The 19,870-nt window shown below is 56.8% G+C and carries 15 protein-coding genes; 12 read left to right on the top strand and 3 right to left on the bottom strand.

Annotation, left to right across the window (positions count from 1 at the left end):
• Window positions 1–49: 49 nt before the first annotated feature.
• The 3 genes from BSZ35_RS11120 to BSZ35_RS11110 form a co-directional block, all read right to left on the bottom strand.
• Window positions 50–3,607 (bottom strand): T9SS type A sorting domain-containing protein, encoded by a 3,558-nt coding sequence (locus BSZ35_RS11120; RefSeq protein ID WP_181149302.1) that lies wholly within the window; start codon window positions 3,605–3,607, stop codon window positions 50–52.
• Between the two features lie 500 nt (window positions 3,608–4,107).
• Window positions 4,108–4,575: a hypothetical protein gene (locus BSZ35_RS11115; protein WP_105012500.1), complete on the bottom strand. Its 468-nt coding sequence runs from the start codon at window positions 4,573–4,575 to the stop codon at window positions 4,108–4,110.
• 60 nt (window positions 4,576–4,635) lie between these two features.
• Window positions 4,636–5,184, bottom strand: coding sequence for an archaeosortase/exosortase family protein (locus BSZ35_RS11110; protein ID WP_181149301.1), 549 nt, complete (start codon window positions 5,182–5,184; stop codon window positions 4,636–4,638).
• 294 nt (window positions 5,185–5,478) lie between these two features.
• On the opposite strand from BSZ35_RS11110, the gene BSZ35_RS11105 reads away from it, so the two are divergent.
• From BSZ35_RS11105 to BSZ35_RS11045, 12 genes are all read left to right on the top strand, one after another.
• A complete protein-coding gene (locus tag BSZ35_RS11105; protein ID WP_219846629.1) occupies window positions 5,479–6,006 on the top strand; it encodes an SLBB domain-containing protein in 528 nt (175 codons plus the stop codon).
• A 58-nt stretch (window positions 6,007–6,064) separates the two neighbouring features.
• Window positions 6,065–8,455 carry a polysaccharide biosynthesis tyrosine autokinase gene (locus BSZ35_RS11100; protein ID WP_105012497.1) on the top strand — a complete coding sequence of 797 codons (2,391 nt, stop codon included), beginning with the start codon at window positions 6,065–6,067 and terminating at the stop codon, window positions 8,453–8,455.
• A 65-nt stretch (window positions 8,456–8,520) separates the two neighbouring features.
• Complete coding sequence (locus BSZ35_RS11095; RefSeq protein WP_105012496.1) at window positions 8,521–9,267, top strand: hypothetical protein; 747 nt, start codon at window positions 8,521–8,523, stop codon at window positions 9,265–9,267.
• A 61-nt stretch (window positions 9,268–9,328) separates the two neighbouring features.
• The gene (locus tag BSZ35_RS11090) at window positions 9,329–11,128 is read left to right on the top strand and encodes an ABC transporter ATP-binding protein (protein ID WP_105012495.1); all 1,800 of its coding nucleotides are present in this window, start codon (window positions 9,329–9,331) and stop codon (window positions 11,126–11,128) included.
• Entirely contained in the window at window positions 11,041–11,928 is an 888-nt protein-coding gene (locus BSZ35_RS11085; RefSeq protein ID WP_105012494.1) for a sulfotransferase, read from the top strand. The genes BSZ35_RS11090 and BSZ35_RS11085 overlap by 88 nt, the downstream gene beginning before the upstream one ends.
• Before the next feature lie 42 nt (window positions 11,929–11,970).
• Complete coding sequence (locus BSZ35_RS11080; RefSeq protein WP_146110061.1) at window positions 11,971–12,999, top strand: sulfotransferase; 1,029 nt, start codon at window positions 11,971–11,973, stop codon at window positions 12,997–12,999.
• Window positions 13,000–13,740: 741 nt separating this feature from the next.
• A complete protein-coding gene (locus BSZ35_RS11070; RefSeq protein WP_105012491.1) occupies window positions 13,741–14,907 on the top strand; it encodes a glycosyltransferase family 4 protein in 1,167 nt (388 codons plus the stop codon).
• Between the two features lie 69 nt (window positions 14,908–14,976).
• Window positions 14,977–15,906, top strand: a complete 930-nt coding sequence (locus BSZ35_RS11065) for a sulfotransferase (RefSeq protein WP_105012490.1) — start codon at window positions 14,977–14,979, stop codon at window positions 15,904–15,906.
• Between the two features lie 8 nt (window positions 15,907–15,914).
• Window positions 15,915–16,805 (top strand): glycosyltransferase, encoded by an 891-nt coding sequence (locus BSZ35_RS11060; protein ID WP_105012489.1) that lies wholly within the window; start codon window positions 15,915–15,917, stop codon window positions 16,803–16,805.
• Between the two features lie 32 nt (window positions 16,806–16,837).
• The gene (locus BSZ35_RS11055; RefSeq protein WP_105012488.1) at window positions 16,838–17,926 is read left to right on the top strand and encodes a glycosyltransferase family 4 protein; all 1,089 of its coding nucleotides are present in this window, start codon (window positions 16,838–16,840) and stop codon (window positions 17,924–17,926) included.
• Between the two features lie 305 nt (window positions 17,927–18,231).
• The gene (locus tag BSZ35_RS19560; protein ID WP_181149299.1) at window positions 18,232–18,747 is read left to right on the top strand and encodes a sulfotransferase domain-containing protein; all 516 of its coding nucleotides are present in this window, start codon (window positions 18,232–18,234) and stop codon (window positions 18,745–18,747) included.
• Window positions 18,748–18,752: 5 nt separating this feature from the next.
• Window positions 18,753–19,862, top strand: a complete 1,110-nt coding sequence (locus BSZ35_RS11045) for a hypothetical protein (protein ID WP_105012486.1) — start codon at window positions 18,753–18,755, stop codon at window positions 19,860–19,862.
• Window positions 19,863–19,870: the final 8 nt, after the last annotated feature.

Below are 19,870 nucleotides of genomic sequence, written 5' to 3'. Positions count from 1 at the left end.
GCCCGCCCCCAAAAAGGAGGCGGGCGTTGGAGTTTCCCAGGGAGTGAAACTAGCGGACGACCATCACCCGCTTGGTCGCCGAGACGCCTGATCCCTCCATCCGGAGAAAGTAAAGACCGCTGGAGAGGTCTTCAGCTTCCACCTGCAGCCGTTTCGTCGTTTCGGCCTTCACGCGCCCGTCGTAGAGCGTCTTGACACGCTGACCGAGAGTGTTATACATCGCGACTGTGACCGGGCCTTTTTGCTTTAGCGCAAACTCGACGGTGGCCTGTCGGCGTACCGGATTCGGGTACGATGACAATCGGTATGCTCCCGAGAGCCCAACATCTACCGTAATCGGATCGGTGAAGGAGGTCGCTCCGTCCGTGTCAACCTGCTTGAGACGGAATGTGTGGGACCCGGGATCTAGCTCGTTCTCAGTGCGGAATTGATACTCGGTCGTCTCCTGGGTCGTCCCGGCGCCCTCGATGAAGGTAAGGTCCGTAAAGGAGGCGCCGCTCTCGTCTCGTTTGTGCTGAATTTGAAAGCCGGCATTGTTCTGTTCGCTGGCCGTGGTCCAGGAGAGAACCACCTGTTGGTTATCGGTCTCACCCGTGAAGTTCGTCATCTCGACCGGGAGAGCCCCGTTCGGATCTACGTGAAGCTCGAATCGAGCGTCGACTGAGCTCTTGGCCCCCTCCTTCGAAGAAGCAACATTGAGGACTGTCGGCCCCGAAGGGGCGCGAGCCGATTCAGTGGCGGACTTCGAACTTGTACTCAGCTCCTCACACTCACTATCCGTCATTTCCGAGGGGAGAGAGAACGTATACTGCGACGTCGACTGGTTCTGAAGGTCGAATTGATCACCTGTCTCAGTGTCTACAAGTTTCAGATTCCAGTCGGCGGGAATGTTGCGCAGCTTGGGCCAGCTGATCGTAGCGTCGCCACCAAAGGCTGTGTCGTCGGCACGGCATCCCGTTGCCAGTGCGTCCATCGGGACCACTGCCTCCTCGGACAGATTTCGGGGTAGCGACTGAATCGTCAGGGCATCCCCGTTGTCAAGAACCGAATAGAGGGCAAGCCCTGGCTCCGATTTGCCAGGCAAGCCGAACTTGTACCCATCGCCCCGGGGATCCTTCCCAAAGGTGGTATTTTCGATAAAGCCGACCGACGTCCCCCGGACCAGCGACTCAAGTTCAAGATCGAATGCGACGAGAGGCGGTTTCTCCTCAGTCGATTTCGATTTCAGGAAGACCGTACTTGTGTCGGCCTGTACGGTCGTGACATCTTGAATTTCGAGATTCACCGACGAGGCGTCAAGAACATTGGCCTTCACGAAGAAGCTCTGCGTCGGGGCAATGAGCCCTTTTTCCAGCACCGAGCCTGTTCCCGTTCCGCTCTGCATGCTAGTCGACCACGTCGCGTAGGTGTCATTTTGGGGATCCCAGACATACACCACGTCATCCAAGTTGGTCCGGGTGAAGTCGTCCCAGTCGACGGTCGTAAGGTATGGGTTGCTGAGCAGATTCCATCCTTCGGCCTGGTCAACACTGCCATCGTTGGTCTCGTTGTCGGTCACGCTGAAACCGGGACCGTCGGCACTGTAATCGAACGAGATCTGATCACGGGGCTCGACATCGGTGTCAATGGTTTTCGGAAATCCCTCAAGCGTGCCGTCGTAATTCTCGTCACTGTAGGCATATATGCCATATCCCTTCCCGGGGACCAGAGCATCCGAGGCGCTCCCGACCGAAGTCCACCCATTGTCGTTCTCATCAGCGGGACCGTCGGCCGACTCGTCATAGTAGAGGACGTTGGAGTTATCGGAACTGGCGTTCGGAGCATCTGATCCCGTAAAGCCTTGTGTCCACAGGTCGTTCGTGCTTTGCCCAAGCTCCCAAAGTTCTTCCACGGTGTCGGTGGAAGAGGATGTCCCAACTGCAGACGCCGTATAGTACCACTGATTTCCCTGGGTGAAGTCACGTCGCTTCACCAGCGTCCCGCGGACCCGACCGTCGAGAGTGTTGTCGTCATTGCTGTCATAGTACTCGAGAATGCCCGTATTCGTGAGGACGGCGCGTCCGTCATTCGTCACGTCGACGCTGACCCGATTGGAATTCCCGCCAGCAAGACGCAATTCCTGTCTGACACGGAGCACATCCCCACTGTTTACGAGGAAGCGCCCATTCTCGATATCGAGACTATCGACGCTAAAGGTGCTCGAACTGAGCTCAAGGGCGGGATCACTTCCGTTCGAGAGACGAACCCGTCCGAAGTCGAACCCATCCGGACTGCTAAGCGTCTGGGTCGTGCCCCCGACGAAGGATACCAGCTTATTTCCGGCCGAAAACGACCCGTTGTTATTGATGTCCCCGGTGACGTCTAAGTCTGAGTCGTTTAAGACAAACTGAACGTTAGAATTGTCATTTCCTGGATCGATCGTTAGCGTCGAAATGACAGGGGTGTTGGCCACCTCGTCGGCTTGGGAAAGAACGACTCGGGTGTCGTTATTGTCGATGTCGACAGGGCCAAAGGAAAAGTCTCCCGAGCCAATCAAGTCTTGCTCGCAATCCCCATCGTCCGTCTCTATACCACTACAACTGGTCGAACTGGGGTCTCCTCCACCCGTGTCGGTTTGGCCACGGAAGGCGACATTATTGGAGCCTGGCGTGAAGTCTCCGTTATTCTCAAAATCATCATTTATAGTTAGTGTCCCCGGAGACTCAAGGTCGAGTTGGTCACCGCTGGAAACTGTGAGTTTGTCGTTCACGGTAAATACTTCATTTACACGAACGTACGTGCCAGAACCGGTGATCACGACTCGCGAAAATACCTCACCCGAGGCAAAAACCGGGTTGCCACTATCAGAGTTCGTGTTGTTATACGATACTTTGTTTGAATAAAATTGGCCAGTTCCATTAATCGAGAAATTAAATCCCTCGTACTGCATGTCAGCAGATTCAGGATCGTTACCCCACGTGGCACCATCCGTGACGATGAACGAGTCCGCAAGAACGACGGGCTTGCTATTGGCGGATGTGAGGTCGTCGGCCGGGTCCACAAACGCCGAACCCGAAACGACGACTGATTGAAGTGACTTCCCTCCGGAAAAGTCGCCGCTTAGGCCCTGAGGAGCCCCGCCCCCGTCGAACCGAACGAGTCCTACCTGATCTCCTGATGCCGAAGCGGTAAAGCTTCCCGAGTTGTCGAAGGCGTCGGCGAGCTTGAGCTCACCAGTCCCAATATCAAGAGACGCACCGGAATTATTATTGAAGGTACCATCGAAATCAAGAACGCCACCGTTGGAGAGCGTTATTGATCCGTTAGGTCCGTTGTTTTCACTGAAGGCCCCTTGCGCGTTTATTATCCCATTTCCGACGTTTACAGTTCGATTGTTTTTGAGATCTCCCGTTATGACGACATCGAGAAGAGCGTCACTATTCTGAGAGGTGAACTCGCTAGTCGAGCCAGGGTCGTTAACTGTGAGTGTCCCGTCAGAATAAAGAACACGAGAGGTGAGGCTAAGCTTTTGTTCAGGCTGGATAATTCCCCCATCGACAGTTATGCTTCCGACCTTGAGAGTATCAGAAGCATCCACGTCTACGTCCACAATTACTCCCTCAATCACAGCGTCCTCGGATGTTGTACTCGGGTAGCCCTCCGATTGGGAGCAGGTGCCACCAGAACCCCCAGAGTTATCCGCCCATGTTGCTGAATCTTCCCAGAGTCCGCCGCTTACAGCGTAACACTGTCCATAGCTGTCCTCAGGAATAAGAAAGGCAACCAAGGAGATAAAGATTATGAAGAAAGTCTTCTTCACTCCGGAGACAACAGAGAGGTTACTACGGATGGGAATTAAACCAGTCATAAAACTTCGTAGTATAAAAAATCAGTAAATTGGAGAGGGCCGGGAGGCTCCTAACCTGACACGGTGGCCTAAGGATCGAAAGCAGCAACTGCTCTGGTCAACATAGGCTACTACAACATGTATGCCGGTCACATGTTGATACCAAGCTCCGCATCCATTTGTGTGGAGAGGACGACTAAAAAAGAGCGTCGTTACAAGCGGAAAGGGTGAAACTGGAACTCGGAAGGTAAGAGAGCTACATGGACTCGTCAAGCGGAAGTTTACGTATTTTGTGTCTTCAGGGAACGTACCAGGACGAGAGTGGGCATCGTGAGGCTGTAGGCGTCGATCCCGTACTGCTGCACGAAATCGGCCAGAATCAGTCCGCCCGGCATGCCGGTCACTCCGCCCACGGCCAGGAGGAGAACCACGCCGCCCAGAAAAAGGTGACCGCCGAAGAACAAACCAAGCCGGGGACGAGCCACTACAAAGACGGTGAGGAAGAGCCCAGGGAGGAGAAACTTCACGCCGGCCGGTGCCATGTAGGTGAGCTTCGCTCCGCTGGGCGCTTGTACCCGGATGGTGTGGACACGGGCGCGCGCCGAGACCTGCACTTCTGGAGACGTGCTGTACTCCAGCACGGGCGTGGCGAGATGAGTCACCCAGGCGGTGCGGGCCGGCGTCCAGGCAAAGAGATAGGCTGCTAGCAGCAGACCGGCCAGCAAAATTCGGTGGAGCCAGGAGGCCATCTTGGTGTGGGAGATTGAGCATTTCGAACGGATGGGTCCAAAAACCCCGAGGTGCCCCCTTTACGACGGGGAGACCGCGGGCGTGGGATCCGCACCATCGACACGAGCAGCGGCGGAATCGCCCCCGTAGTTCGCCCATGCGACCCAGAGGCCAAAGACCACAACGTAGAAGATGGTGGTGAGCCCAAAGCCGTGAAGCGGCTCGAAGGCCGCAGGCCAGTACTTCTGGCTCAAGAGCATAATTACGACGCGCACCACGTTGGTCGCGTAGATCGCAAGGATGCCGAGCGGAAGAAACCACACCCGTCGCCACGCGCTGCCGGGATAAGCCAGCACGAATCCCACGAAGAGACCGAGCGTGGAGAGCCCATTGCAGCCGTTGGCAATATAGATGCCCGGCACGCCCGGCAGCGACAGCCCGCGCGCCGACACACTCACCTCAAACCCAAGTCCGTTGAGCAACGCTCCACTCACCGATGCCACATTGAGCGACAGCCACTGGTCTACTGTGCCGGCCGGCAACAGCCAAAGATCGTACAGCACGTACCAGAGCCCATAGAACGCCAGCACCTTGCCAATAAACGCGGCAATCCGGCGGCGCGAACTCATAGGTGGGGCGGAGTCTGCAGTGGACATTGTGATCCATCAGAACGGAAACAGGAACAGGAGTCGTCCTACCTAACGGGGAAACGATCCGTTCCGGATCGCTTCTTCAAGGCGACGGCACACCCGCCCCCAATCGCCTGTGCCCCTTCGCCGAACAGGCGTCGGACGGACCGTCGACAGGAAAACTCCCACGAAACTGAACCGTCGACTTGGAACGGATACTGAAATCACGCATAGAGCCGCACGTTCACTTCGCCCACTGTACAGTTCCACTGTGGAATGCGCACCGTCTCGTCCATGCGTCTGGAAGCTTGGGGAGTTGCGCTCCTCCTCACTGTTGTTTGCGGGGCCCTTGTTGCCCCCCAGGCCCTCCGGGCGCAAGCCTTCGGCCGAGTGGAGGAGACAAAGTCGAACGTTGCGTACTTTTACCATGCGCGCCCGGGCGAGGCGACCGTACAGCTCTCGGTGTGGGGAACCGTGCCCCGCCCTGGGGTCTACGAGGTGCCCGACACAACGGACCTGGACAAGCTGCTGACGATGGCGGGTGGAGCGCCGATGGAGGCCCGCGTTGAGGACCGGAAGGCGCCCACCATTACCGTCCGCGTCTACCGCCCCGGCACAGACGGGCGAAACCAAATTTTTGAGTCGGAACTGGACCGAATGTTGCGGGGGAGTCCGTCCTACCCGTCCCTTCAAGACAACGATATTGTCGTGGTTGAGACGGTGCGGCCCAAGCAACCCTTCGGCTGGCGGGACGTGCTCTCGGTTCTTTCGACGCTCGGCACTCTCACGCTGCTCGGACTCCGCATCTTTACGCGGGTCTAGCCCCCTCCGAGTATCGCCCTTCATCGCTCGTATCCTTTTCATTGGTCCGGCTTGAGACATGGCGTCTACAAATGGACACCCCGGCTCTTCGCAGTCGGTCTCGGTGGAGGACCTACTGTACGAGGATACGACCTCGCGGCGCAGCTCGCAGCTGCACGACCTGATCCAGACGCTCTGGGAGGGCAAGTGGATCATTCTCGGGGTGGTGACGGCCGTCGTCCTGGCCGCTGCGGCATACATGTACACGATTCCTACGACGTACCGCACCTCCAGCCTGCTTCTGGTGGATCGCAACCAGCAATCCTCCGTGCTCTCTGGGCTGGGACGAGGACGTACGTCCCCCTTCCTACAACAAGATCAGACGCTCCAGAACGAACTCCTCATCCTTCGGCAGTCGCGCACCATTGCCAATCGGGTCGCGCGACAGCTCCAGCGTATGGGTACGCATCCGGACACCGGACAGCCTCTTCAGATTCTGCGCGGTCCCGAGGGTGAGCAACGGTCGATCTCCGCGGTGGCGGGACAGGTGCAGAACATGATTAGTGCCCAACCCAGCGGTGAGGAGACGGACGCTCTCTACATCTCTGCCTCCAGCCACCACCCGAACGAAGCAAGTCTGGTGGCCAACCTGTACGCCGAGGAATACATCCAGCGCACACAGGAACGCAGCCGGGAGGACCTGCGCGCGTCTCGTCAGTTTCTAGAAGAGCAGGCCGACACGCTGCGGCAAGACGTGCAGGCGGCCGAGCAGAAGATTGAGGAGTACATGCAGCGCGAGAACGCGGTCTCTCTCGACCAAGAGACCGGCAGAGTCGTGCAGCAGATTTCGGAGCTGGAGGCCCAGCGTGCCGAGCTTCGCATCGAACTCGACATGCAGCAGGCGGCGCTGGAGACACAAAAAGAAGAGCTCGGCACGATTGAACCGAAGCTGGCCGAGCGGCTGTCGTCGAGCCTCGGGCAGCGGTTGTCGTCCCTCCAGACCGAACAAGCGGAGCTAGAGTCGAAAATCGACCGGGTGGAACGCAATAATCCCGACCTGGAGCCGACCAGCCAACTCGGCCGGGAGCTCCAACGCATGAAAACCCGGGCACAGACGCTGGCACGCCGAACGGATTCGCTGGCAAACCGCTACGTAGAAGAATCGCTGTCCGCCGGGGGTGTGGCCTCGTCCTCCGGAGAGGACGGTGGACCGAGTGGGGTGTCATACGTGGCGCAGCAGCGCCGGGAGATCGCCCAGAAACGTATCGAAATTAACGGGCTCCAGGCCCGCATTGGGGCCATCAGCGACCGGCTGCAGGAAAATCGGCAGTCGCTGCAGGAGATTCCCCGACGGTCAATGGCGCTGGCCCAACTGCAACGCGAGCGCCGGTCCGCCGAGCAGATTTACAGTTTCGTACAGGAAAAGCTGCAGGAGGCCCGTCTCGCGGAGCAGTCCGAGATGGGGTACGCCGAAGTGATCCGGCCGGCCGGCCCCGGATACCCGGTGGGTCCGGATACGCGCAATAACCTGATGCTGGCCTTCATGCTGGGGCTTGTTCTGGGCGGTGGGCTCGTGATTCTCAAGGAGCAGCTCGACACCCGGATCCACCAGCCCGCCGACCTCCGCGACCACGGGCATCAGGTCCTGGGCGTGGTGCCGTCCATGACGCGGCAGATTGAGGACGAGTTCGGCGGCGAGGACACGATCGAGGTGGAGGGTCAAGAGCTCCGCACCACACTCGCGATGATTGTGAGTCCGATGTCTGCCGCCGCGGAGGCGTACCGCCGGATCCGAACCAACCTCCAGTTCGCCCGGCCGGACGACGAGGTGCATACCCTTGCCGTCAGCAGTGCCGATAAAGGCGCCGGCAAGACCACGACCTGCGCAAATCTCGCGCTGGCGCTGGCGAGTGCCGGGGAACGCACCGTCGTCATCGACGCGGACCTGCGCCGCCCGTGGCTGCATGAACTCCTGGGGCTCCATCGGGAGCCGGGCCTCTCGTCCATCCTGTACGAGGATGCCCCATCGTTTGAACAGTTTGAAACCGGTATTGACCACCTCTCCGTCCTTCCGGCGGGGGCCGAGGTGCCGAATCCTGCCGAACTCCTGGGGTCGGGGCGTATGAAACAGTTGATTGACACGCTCGACGAGCAGTTCGACTACGTTCTCATCGATACGCCCCCCGCCCTCCTGTTCAGCGACATGCTGGGCCTGGCCCCGCACTGTGACGGCTCGATCCTCGTGGCACGGGCCGGCGAGACGGACGGGCACGCGTTCGACCACACGGTGGACCGGATCACGGACGTGGATGCGGACCTCATCGGCTGCGTCCTCAATCACTTTGACGCCTCATCTATCCTCTACAGCGACGGGTCGAACTACGGGTACGCCTACGCCTACCAGCAGCTGCAGGATTACTACGAGGACACGGAGCGCGGGACAGTTCAGAAGAGCCTCCGGCACTGGTGAAACAGCTGACATGTTGACCCAGACTGAGGCGCACTGGTGCTTACCTTTTCACTACCGAGAGAGAAATGTCTTTCCTTCGTCGCGCCAAAACGATACTGCAGCATCGGGTTCGGCAGTTCGTCGGCCAGCACCCAACGCTCTACAATCTTGTTTTCCAATACCGCGACGGCTATCAGGACCGCTTAGTGAACGACGACACGGATATTTGCATTGAGGGCTTTCCGCGCTCGGCCAACAGCTTTGCCGTTGGGGCTTTCAAGCAAGCACAGGAGGAGCCCCTGACAGTTGCCCACCACAATCACGCCCCCGCCCCGATTCTCGATGCTGTGGACCGGGGAGTTCCCACCATTGTTCTCGTTCGAGATCCTGTGGAGGCGGTGGTTTCCTTTCGTGCCCTTCAACTGCAGAACAGCGTTGTTTCGGAAACACGGTCGTCGCTCCTCGCAATTTCGCACCTCGTCCAACTTCGTGCCTGGATTGCGTTCTACGAGCGGATCGAACCTGTGCGCGAACACGTCGTCGTAGCCCCCTTCGAGGTGGTTATCGATGATTTTGGTACAGTGATTGAGGCGCTAAACCGACAGTTCGGAACTACGTTCGCACGGTTTGATCATACGGAGGAGAACGTCGAGTCCATTAGAGACGAACGGGGGTATCATGCACTGCCATCCGAGCAGCGCAGGCGCCTGAAGACCCGTTCGCGAGAGCGATTCGAGGACGAAATTGGGCAACAGCATCCTCTCGTGCGCACGGGCCGGGCTCTGCGGGACTGCCTCGTCGAAGACACCCCGGTTTCGAAAGTCATTTCGTAGTCCCCCAGCCCGGACGGAGAACGCCTCCGTTTTTTCGAATGCTCATCATTGGTTCTAGCTGATGGAGACGTTTAGTGATCTCATTCGATACCTGAGGATCTACCGCCGCTACCTCGGCCGGCGCATGTACCTGATCTTTGCGCTTACGGTGGCGACGGCCGTCGCCCAGGTGTTCGGCATCACACTGCTGCTCCCACTGCTTCGGGCATCGCAGTCCGGGGGGGACCCCGAGGACATGGGCTGGGCGGAGGAGGTCCTGCACGACCTGCTGACGTGGATGGGCATTGCCGACTCGATGGTGGCCATCCTGGCGTTTATCGCGGTGACGTTCGTGGCCAAAGGCACACTCCAGTTCGCCAAAGGGGGATACCAGGGCTACCTGCAGGCCCAGCTCCTGCGCGAGCTGAAGACGAAGTTGTTCGACGCGTACACCGGGATGGACTACCGGTACTACATCCGTCAGAACGCGGGGCACTTCATTAACGTCATCAACCAGCAGGTCAACCGGTTCTTCCAATCGTTCAAGAGCTTCATCGGCTTCACGAGTCAGACCGTTAACACCGTCAGCTACTTTACGGGCGCGTTTTTTATTGCGTGGCGATTTGCCCTCATGGCGATGGGAGTGGGGGCGGTGCTTCTATTTCTCTTCAAGTACTTAAATGCCTACGTGCGGCGGCTCTCACGGAAGCGCTCCGCAGAGATGAGCACGCTCAATAAGCTACTCGTTCAGTCTCTCCAGGCGTTCAAGTACATTGTGTCCACCGGACAGACGAAGCATCTGCGTGAGGGTGTGGTCGACAGCGTGAACCGGCTTACTGGATACATCTTGCGCCAGCGGACGGCGGGGGCCTTTACGAGTGCGTTGAAAGAACCAGTATCGGTTCTCCTGATTGTCTCGCTCATCGCCATTCAGGTGGCCGTCTTCAACGATCCTATCGCGCCGATCTTTGTGGCCCTGCTTCTTTTTCACCGCGGCATGCAGTCAATGATTTCACTGCAGAGTGGATGGCAGAGAACGATGGATAAAATTGGATCGGTGGAGATGGTGGACGACGAGTTTGAGGGCGTCCTCGCGAACCAGGAGAGGAGCGGTCGCCAGGCAGTAGAGGTCCTCCACGAGGGCATCGAGCTGCGGAACGTGTGCTACGCTTACAATGAGGAGGACGGCGACGTGCTGCGGGATATTAACATCGACATTCCAGCGAACACGACGGTGGCACTGGTGGGCGAATCCGGCGCCGGGAAGTCGACGCTCGTGGACCTGCTCACGCTCATGCTGAAGCCCCGCACGGGCACGGTCACGATCGACGGCGTGCCGCACGACGAGGTGGATCTCGCCTTCTGGCGGGACCAAGTCGGCTATGTCTCGCAGGAGACGGTCGTCTTTGACGATACGGTGGCCAACAACATCAGTCTCTGGCAGGGAGACATTGAAGACGATCCGGCCCTGCGGGAACGGGTGGTCCACGCCGCCGAACGGGCCCACGCACACCACTTCATCAGGGAGTTACCGAATGGGTATCAGACGGTGGTTGGAGACCGCGGCGTGCGCCTTTCCGGTGGGCAACGCCAACGCCTCTTTGTGGCTCGAGAGCTGTTTAAAGAGCCGAACCTGCTCCTTCTAGACGAGGCCACGAGTGACCTTGACACCGCCTCCGAGCAGCACATCCAGCAGAGTATTGATGCGCTGAAGGGCGAGGTGACAGTCGTGATTATCGCCCACCGGCTCTCAACGGTCAAGAATGCCGACCGGGTGTACGTGCTTGATGAAGGATGCGTCGTGGAAGCCGGAACGTACGACGAACTCCGGATGCGCGAGGATGGGGACTTTCGAGAGATGGTGGAGATGCAGTCGCTCTAGGACGGTCTCTTAAGATTCTTTATTCTACAACGAACCGGCAAATGTCTCAAACTAGAACTGGGTGTCTTCTCGTCGGTTCTCCCCGATCCGGAACAACGCTCTGTGCCACAATGATTGGTTCTCATCCGGATGTGGGAATGGTAATTGAGGACCTGGGGCACGCAGGCCACACGATTCCGGGAGTCAAGGTCTGGGGAAATAAGCTTTGCATCCCGAATCAGATTAGGCTGGATCCAATTCCGGATGATCGAAGCCTTTGGCGTCGGCTCGAAGACGGGGTTCGTGCAGTAATCGGTCGTCCGCGACGTCGACCACAGTTTATGGAGTCGTATCCTCCCCCTCCTTCTCAGCAGTATACGATCAGGACCTACGTAGAGAAGGAAGCAAAGTTAGTTGCGATGATACGGGATCCCGACCACGTCGTTGACTCCATTCGTCGGCGGGGGCCAGCGTCGACAGTTGACCTTGCAAAAGAGAGGTGGTCCCAAGCTGCTCGCACCATTAGTCGGGCCAGTGAAGAGTATCCTGATAGAACACACCTCGTCCGGTTCGTGGATCTGGTGGAACGGCCGAAGGTTGTTATGTCGGATATCTGCGTGTTTTTAGGTCTTCCGTTCTCGTTGGATATGATCGAGGGGCACAGTGGAGCGCGTCAGTATGAGCGTGAGAAAATCGATCCTTCGGTCGCCCACCGTGACGTTCAAAGCTATAATTTGGACGCATATGATCCAGAAGCATTCCGCGCGTACAAAAAACTCACCCAAAAAGCGGCCGTCGGCTCTTACACAAACCAGGGCTGATAGAGAATAGGCCAATCATTCAAGGAACCACTTCGGATTGGGATGACCTGCTTTTATGAAGATACAAATCGGCTTGTGTGTCTTCGGCATCCCGAATGGGCTATCGATTCGGTCATCGGAAGGACACTTTACCCTTCAGAAGCTATCGTCGTAACAGGGTTTTGGCGGAGCGGGACTACGTGGCTTCTCCAATCGATTGCTCGAGCTCGAAACGCCAAGCCGATCCTAGAGCCGCTGTATTCCGAGTTTGCGCCATACCGAACCTCTGTTTTGTCTTCGACATACGGGCTTGACCTCCGTCGCTCATTTCGGATTCCCCTCATGCCCTACGCCGACAAGCACTTTGAAAAAGGGAGTCCGCTCCGAGCGTACATTCGGCGAGCCCTCGTGTCGTCGATTTCGGGAGTGTACCCGCGGACCCCGCGGTACGACGCGGAAAACAAACTGGGGATAAACGGGACCTGGGGGAAAATCGCACACCGTCTCCGGGAGGCAATGAGAACCCGAGTAGCGGTAAAGTTTACGAGAGCACATTTCCTGATTCCGGCAATCCGGAATGAGTTTGGGCCCACAATTCTGCACATTCGCCGAGATCCGCGTGCCGTTGTGGCCAGCATACTGCGGACAAACTGGCAGTGGCCAGCGGACCTTTCGCTGGTGGAGCAACTTCTTGAGGTCGGAGATGGAAGAGAACAGTTATTTCGGGAGGATGCCGACGCGCTTCGGAAACTCAACCGACGAGGAATTGCGGCGCGTCTGACGGGATACTGGGTATGTGTAGAACGGTACGTGAGACAGTTGGAAGACGAGGGAATGGTGATACCGGTCCGCTACGAACGGTTGGTGAGACACGGGGCGGATTACCTCGCACGAGTTCTTCCTGAAGAAACGGAGACAACAAAGGATTTTCTCGCTGAGGAGAGTGCATCCACACAGTCCGAACGGAAAGACGTTTCCAGAGAGAAGCGTCTATATGGATGGAAGAATGAGCTTTCGAGTCGGAATATTGAGCAGGTAAACCGTGCTCTTGATGTGTTAGGAAGTGATTTTCACGACGAATACGGCATGTGAGATATGAATGACAAGCCATCTGAACGTGATGTATGCCTCGTATCAGGGCGCCTCGCTCGGGCACGTCACAGTGTGCAGCAATAATCGCTGCACACTGTGATGTTGGGATGCTTTCGGAGCATCACGGTCCGGGAGCGGAGAAGAGCATTGGGATGAAGGTGTGGGGAGACAAGCTGTGTGTTCCCAGCCACATCACTCTGGATTCTCCGATAGACGAACGCTCCTTGTGGACCCGACTCGAAGATGCAATGCGAGCATTCGTCGGTTGCCCCCGCCATCTCCCCGTTTCGTATGCACACTGGCGGGCCGATCGAAGAGACACGATTCGTACGTATATTGAAGAACGTGGAGCGACGGTCGTTGCCATGCTGCGGAACCCGAACCATGTGATTGATTCTATCCGACGGCGGTACGGACCGGGAACGGCGAAAAAAGGAAAGTACCTATGGGCTCAGGCCGTACGGACAATCCACCGTGCAAAACAGGAGTACGGTGAGGTAAAGAGATTGGTGCGTTTTTATGACCTTGTGACCAGTCTGGAGGCAGCCACGAGAAAGATTTGTTGCTTTATCGATGTAGAGTATGATCACGGAATGATAGAAGGGGAAGGCATTAATCAGTATAGTAAGATGAGATAGATGATATCATCGCCAAGAGATATGTGAAAGAATGCAGAATTGAAAAATACGATAGCAGGGAATTTAATATGTATAGATAAATGACAAATCGGATAGAATAGACATGGACGTTCTCGTTGTTTCGCACATGCCGTGGACGAAAAGTGCTGGGGGACCTCAGGGAAACGTCATGCTTGCGGAGCACCTCCGCGAGATGGGGCATCGTGTGGACAAGTATACCTTTGAAGACGCGTTTCCTGAAAAGAATGTTTTCGTTCGATACTTCGGGGGGGCCTTGTTTCCGTGGAAGGCCGTGCAGCACGTGCGGCACTCAGAGACGTCCTACGATCTGATTCAGGCTGATCAGGGGAATCTACCGGCTTCCAAACGCTACATGCGAACGGACGCCACCGTTGTTTACAATTCGCACGGGTTGTATCACCATCATAAGTCGTACGGAAAAAAGGCGCCATCACGGAAGAAGAACCGAACCCGTGGCTCTGTGCTCGGTCGGCTCGCCGGTTATATCTCGAACAAGCTCACAAAGCCCGAATTTTTAATCGAACAGAGCGTCCGACACGCCGACGCCATTTCGGCGATGAATCGGGACGAACTTCGGTTTGCCGAGTCGCACTTTCCCGATAAGCACGTCGTTCTGAAGCAGGGAGGGTTGTCCCAACAGCGACTCTCCGCGCTCAATTCAGTGGCAAGCGAAGACGGGGTGGAAGAGCGGCCCACAGTTGGTTATATTGGGGTGTGGAATCCGCGGAAAGGAGCGCTCGATTTGCCCCCTGTTTTTCAAACGATTCGTCGGCAGCATCCCGGGGCCGCCTTCCGTCTTCTGGGAACGGGACAGCCGCGAACAGAGGTGCTCCGGGACATTCCCGAACCCCTTCAGTCCGACGTCGAAGTCGTACCCTCCTATTCATACGAGGAGCTTCCTCAACTTTTGCGAGGGATCACCGTGGGAGTTCTGCCGAGCTACATCGAAGGGTTCGGGTATGCCGTTCTCGAGATGCTGGCCGCGGGCATTCCTGTCGTAACATACGACGTGCCGGGACCGCGGGACATGCTGCAAAAACTTCCGAAGTCTCTGATGGTCCCTGCCGCGGAGAAAGAGTCCATGGGTCGGAAAATATCGGATCTCTTGACGTTGGATCCCTCGTCGTACGAGCAGTTGTCTCGGGAGTGTATGCAAGCAGCTGGACAGTTTCAGTGGAGTGACATCATTCGGAGGTACGTCTCTGCTTTGGAAGATCCGGAGACCCGTCAAGTTCACTCCGGGGGATGAACGAGCAGGACCTTCGATCTCTGGTCCCGAGCAGGAGCCGATCGCCGTTCAAGTGTGCTGAGGAGCAAAATGAAACCCCCTGTTTTTTTGGTGGGAAGTCCCCGCTCGGGAACGACCATCACGCTGCAGTTACTGGCCGCGCACGAGGAGCTGGGCTGGATCTCCCAGCATCAGCACGTCCGACCGGAAGTGCCGGCGATTAGTACTTTGAACCGGCTGTACGACCTTCCTGGACTCGGTGACTCGTTGTATTACGAGGTCACGCAAGGCCGGAAGTGCTTCCCAGAGAAGATCCGGTACTACCTGCCCGAGCCTGTGGAGCCCTGGGGATTCTGGGGACATCATTTGGAAGACTTCCTCTGGGATCGAGACGGTGAGGATCCGCCCCGTCGACGAACTCCGGAGGATGTGGATTCCCGGGAGATTGATTGCGTCCGGGATACTGTTCAGGCCGTTCTCCGCTACCAGGGCAAGCCCCGATTGCTCTCCAAGTATACGGATTTTCCCCGAATCCGGTACTTGAAACGCGTCTTTCCGGACGCCGTGTTCGTGCACGTTCGGCGGGACGGTCGCGCGGCCGCGGCGTCGTATCATCGAAAGCTCGTGACGGGAGCATTTGAGAGAGCCTGGGAAAAGCGGGAGTGGTGGATCGAAGGATGGCCGGAACCGTGGCAGAATGTGTGGAGGACTCGATACGAGGATCCGCTCACGTTTGCAGCGTTCCAATGGGGGACGTTCGTCAGGGGCATCGTCGAAGAGGCCACCCATCTGGAGAAGCAGTGCTTCTGTGAGGTCCGATACGAAGACATCATGACAAACCCGGAACGATCTCTGGAAGATATTTTGGGGTCGATTGGACTGAAAAAAAGTCCAAGCATGGCGTCGTTCATTGAGCGCGTAGAGCTAGAGAGCCGAAATCATAAGTGGAGAGAGCGATACTCTCCAGCGGAGAAAGAGCGCCTCGAGAAGTGTGTACAGATTTGTTTGCAGGATCTATAGAAATTGGCATGGTTCCCGACGAATCCCAAAGCAGTGATCTCCGCGAAAGGGACATTCGCATGAGCGTAGCTCTCGTCACACGCAACCGGCCCGAGAGCCTGGAGCGAACGCTTCGATCGCTCCGAGCCCAGCGGGTTCAGCCCTTCGAAGTCTTAGTCTCGGACGACTCCGATCCCAAGTATGTGGAAAAGGTCCAGAGAGTGGCGGAGACGTACGATTGCCGGTACGTGAAGGGACCAAAGAAAGGGCTCTACCCCAACCGGAACCGAGCGGCGCGGGCTTGCCGGGGGACCCACATCCGAACGATGGATGACGACCACGAATTTCCCGAAGGGCACATGGAGACGTGTGTAGAGGCCCTTCAATCCGACCCGAAAGCGGTATGGGTGATTGGGGAGAAGAACTACGGAACGGGACTGAACTCGGATGCGATCGCAAGGCCGGGTGAAATCCATCCGAAGGGGCATACGGTGCTTCCGGAGGACGACCAAAACTCGAAGGCCATCGCCGATGGATCCGCGATTTTTCCAGAAAAGGTGTTTTCCGAAGAAGGAGGATACCGAGAGAAGCCGTGGGCAGGATATCTGTATCTTGAGCTTGGTAGCAGACTAAAGAGTCGAGGGTATAGAATTAGGGAGCTCAAGGAAACGTATATATTCCACTTAGACCAAGAAGGTCAATCAGGTGGGCTATTGCCTGAAGGGGACTCAAAAGAGTATACCAAGTCAAAATACTATACAATAATAATGGATTCTATAGCATACGAGAGATCGATTGTAAGTTTTGCTAATAATGCTATTTGCGTGTTAAGAGATGCTGCCAAAAACCCATCGAGTATATGTATGGCATTATTGGCTTTCAGAGAGGCCTTGGATGATATTTCGAAAAGAAGGGAGTAAGTGTATCGTTTTTGTAGTAGTAAAGAAATTTCGTGCGAATCCTCTCCGTCAGCAATACGCCTCACGATCCCAGCCAGGGAAGCGGCTACGTGATTACGGGATACGTAGAACGACTGCGTGAGCGCGGTCATACGGTCGACGCGTACGGGCCGGCCGACTGGGCATGGGGGGACATTCGACGGGGCCGGCGGTATTTCTTTCCGGTCATGATCGCTATATTTGCATTTTGGCATTGCCGACCGGGAGACTATGATCTCGTCGAGCTGTGGGGTGGGCCAACCTGGCTACTGGCTCTGTATCTCCAGTGGATCCATCCCGAAGTGCCTCTCGTGCACCACTCCAACGGGATCGAGCAGCACCGTGTGGTGGTCCAACGACAGACGACCGAAGACGATTTACAGCTTGAGCACTGGTTTCAGTGGGACCTGTCGCAGCTCTACGACTGGGGACTCCATGCCGCCGACGCCATCGTGACGGTGAGCACGTACGACGTCCCATTCTTGATTGAGCGAGAGTACGTCCCGGAAGAGCTAGTGTACACGATTCAGAATCCACTTCCCGATTTCTTTCTCGGGCAGACAGTCCAGTACGACCGGCCGAAGCGCGTGGGATTTTGTGGGAACTGGAGTCGCATCAAGAATATTCGCCTTTTGGAGAGCGACGTGCCCTCCTTCCTTCGAGACCACCCCAACTGGATGTTCAGTGTCGTGGGGGTCGGTGATATGGACGTAAGGGAGAATTTTCCGAAGGACGTGCGCTCACAAATTGAGGTAATTCCCTACCTTGAGCGTGAGGCACTCCTCGACTGGTATCGTGACCTCGCCATTTTCACTCTCCCCTCGATCTATGAGAGCTTCGGAATGGTCATGACGGAGGCAATGGCTTGCGGTGCGGCGCTGGTCGCGACGCGGGTGGGATTTGCGAGCGGCCTCAGTCACGGGGATAATGCCTACCTGTTGTCACAGAAGCAGTCCCCCCACCTCCACCGCGCGCTCACTGCGCTCGCGGCCGATGACGGGAAGCGCCGGCAAATTGCGAGGTGCGGTCATGAATGCGTTCAGGAGTTGCGGTGGGATGACGCTGCAGATAGACTCGAAGAGTTCTATGAAAAGCTGACATAATAAATAATATGAGGAAAGAAGAAATTAAGCTATATGGACAAAGAAACAGCGGCACAAACTATATTCGTCAGCTGATCCGGAGGAATTTAGATGTCCATTTCGTTCCCGGTACTCCTCCCGAATGGTCTAGCATTCTCGCGAATTACTTTTTGTACGCGAGTCGATTGATTGGGTGGGAACGGGCTTGGCACGTCGATTTTGCAAATCTCTATTTTTATCTAAGCGAGAAAGAGAACCTCGGATGGAAGCACCGACTCGTTGACGTAGAGCAAATTGATGGGCGTCGGGCGAGCGAGGTATTGTTTGTGACCGTTACAAAGAACCCGTATGCTTGGCTTCTATCCACCTACCGGAGGCCCTATGGCATCGGAGACCTGTCGAATCGGGATCACCTGGAGGCGTTCATCCGACAGAAATGCAAGAACGTGCGGTACAAGGAGGGTGGATGGATGGTGAAGCAGTTTGAGAGTCCGGTGGAGATATGGAACAGAAAGAACAGGACCTACCTCGATCTGGCCGATTCCTTCAAGGTGTTCAACGTGAAGTACGAGAACGTACTGCTGAATACGCGGGAGGTGATCGAGGAGATGTCGGATACGTACGGTCTGAGTACGAAGGATGAATCGTTTTCGAACGTTCGAGCGTCAACGAAGGACGACGAAAAAGATCTTGCGTTCTACAGGCAGTATTACGGGAATCGGAAGTGGAGACGAGATCTTTCCCGAGAGGTCGTGGAGTTCGTGAACGAGAACGTGGATGAGGGAGTGGTGCAAGCATTTGGGTACGAGCTTATCGAGCCGTCGATGATCGAAAGGAAATAAAGATCATGGACCGCAGTATTCGGCTTATTCATATTGCCCCAGAACTCCCACCCACAGTTGGGGGCGTAGCGGACTACACCACCATTCTCTCTCGGCGGCTCGTGGAGGTGTCGGCCGGAGCCGTAAAGCCGGTGCTCGTCCACGCCAACAAAGAGTCCACCGAAGACATTGAGGGCGACTTTCCCGTTTTTGACTTGAGCGGGCAGTGCTCAGCGACGGAACTGGCCGAGACCGTACAGCGGTTGGCCGACGAGGTCAAGGGCCGGGCCGTGGTGCTCTTGGAATACTCGGGTTACGGCTATGCGAAGCGAGGAGCTCCCCTCTGGCTCGTACGGGGCCTCCGGCGAGCATGTGGCGACGACGGCATGCCACTAGTCACGGTGTTTCACGAAATTAGCGCCTCCGGTCCGATCTGGAGGAGTTCCTTCTGGCTCACACCCGTCCATCGGTGGGTTGCCAAGCAGCTTGTGCAGCTTTCCGAGAGAGTGTTTGTCAATCGTCCGAGCGGTGTGAAGCAACTCCAGCAATGGACGCCCAGGCCGTCAACAGTGGTCTTCCAGCCCGTATTCTCAAATGTTGGTGAGCCGGATACCCGCACGCCGCTCGATCATCGAGACCGCTATGCCGTCGTCTTTTGCGGGAAACAAGAAAAGGACATGTTATATTCCCGGTCGGAGTCACTTAGCCGGGTGCTCGACGCCGGACAAGTTGATCGGCTCGTCGACATCGGGCCGCGGCCGGAGCACATTCCCGATCTAACGATTCGACACAAAATAAAGGGAATTCAGTCGGCGAAGCAGGTGAGCCGATGGCTTGCAGGGGCCCGACTCGGCTTTGCCCACCGCCGCCTTGATCTGCTGACCAAGTCAGGGGTTGTAGCTGCGTATCTGGCGCACGGGGTCCCGCCGGTGGTGCTTCCGAATGGGTCTGCAGAGCATACTCCGGTTCTTTCACGCGGTACGCATTACACGACGCTAGAGCAAGCGGGGACAAAATCCATTGACTGGGAAAACCTGAGCCGACAGGGGTACACGTGGTACCGGGAGCAGGCACGTAGCCAGAAAGTGGCGCGAGAAATCCTGCGTACAATCGACGCGAATGTGTTTTCTGGGTAGGACCGAGA

The organism is Salinibacter sp. 10B (genome assembly GCF_002954405.1).
Classification (GTDB): Bacteria; Bacteroidota; Rhodothermia; order Rhodothermales; family Salinibacteraceae; genus Salinibacter.
The sequence above is the reverse complement of the archived record's forward strand: the minus strand, read 5'-3'. Positions and strand labels throughout refer to the sequence as shown.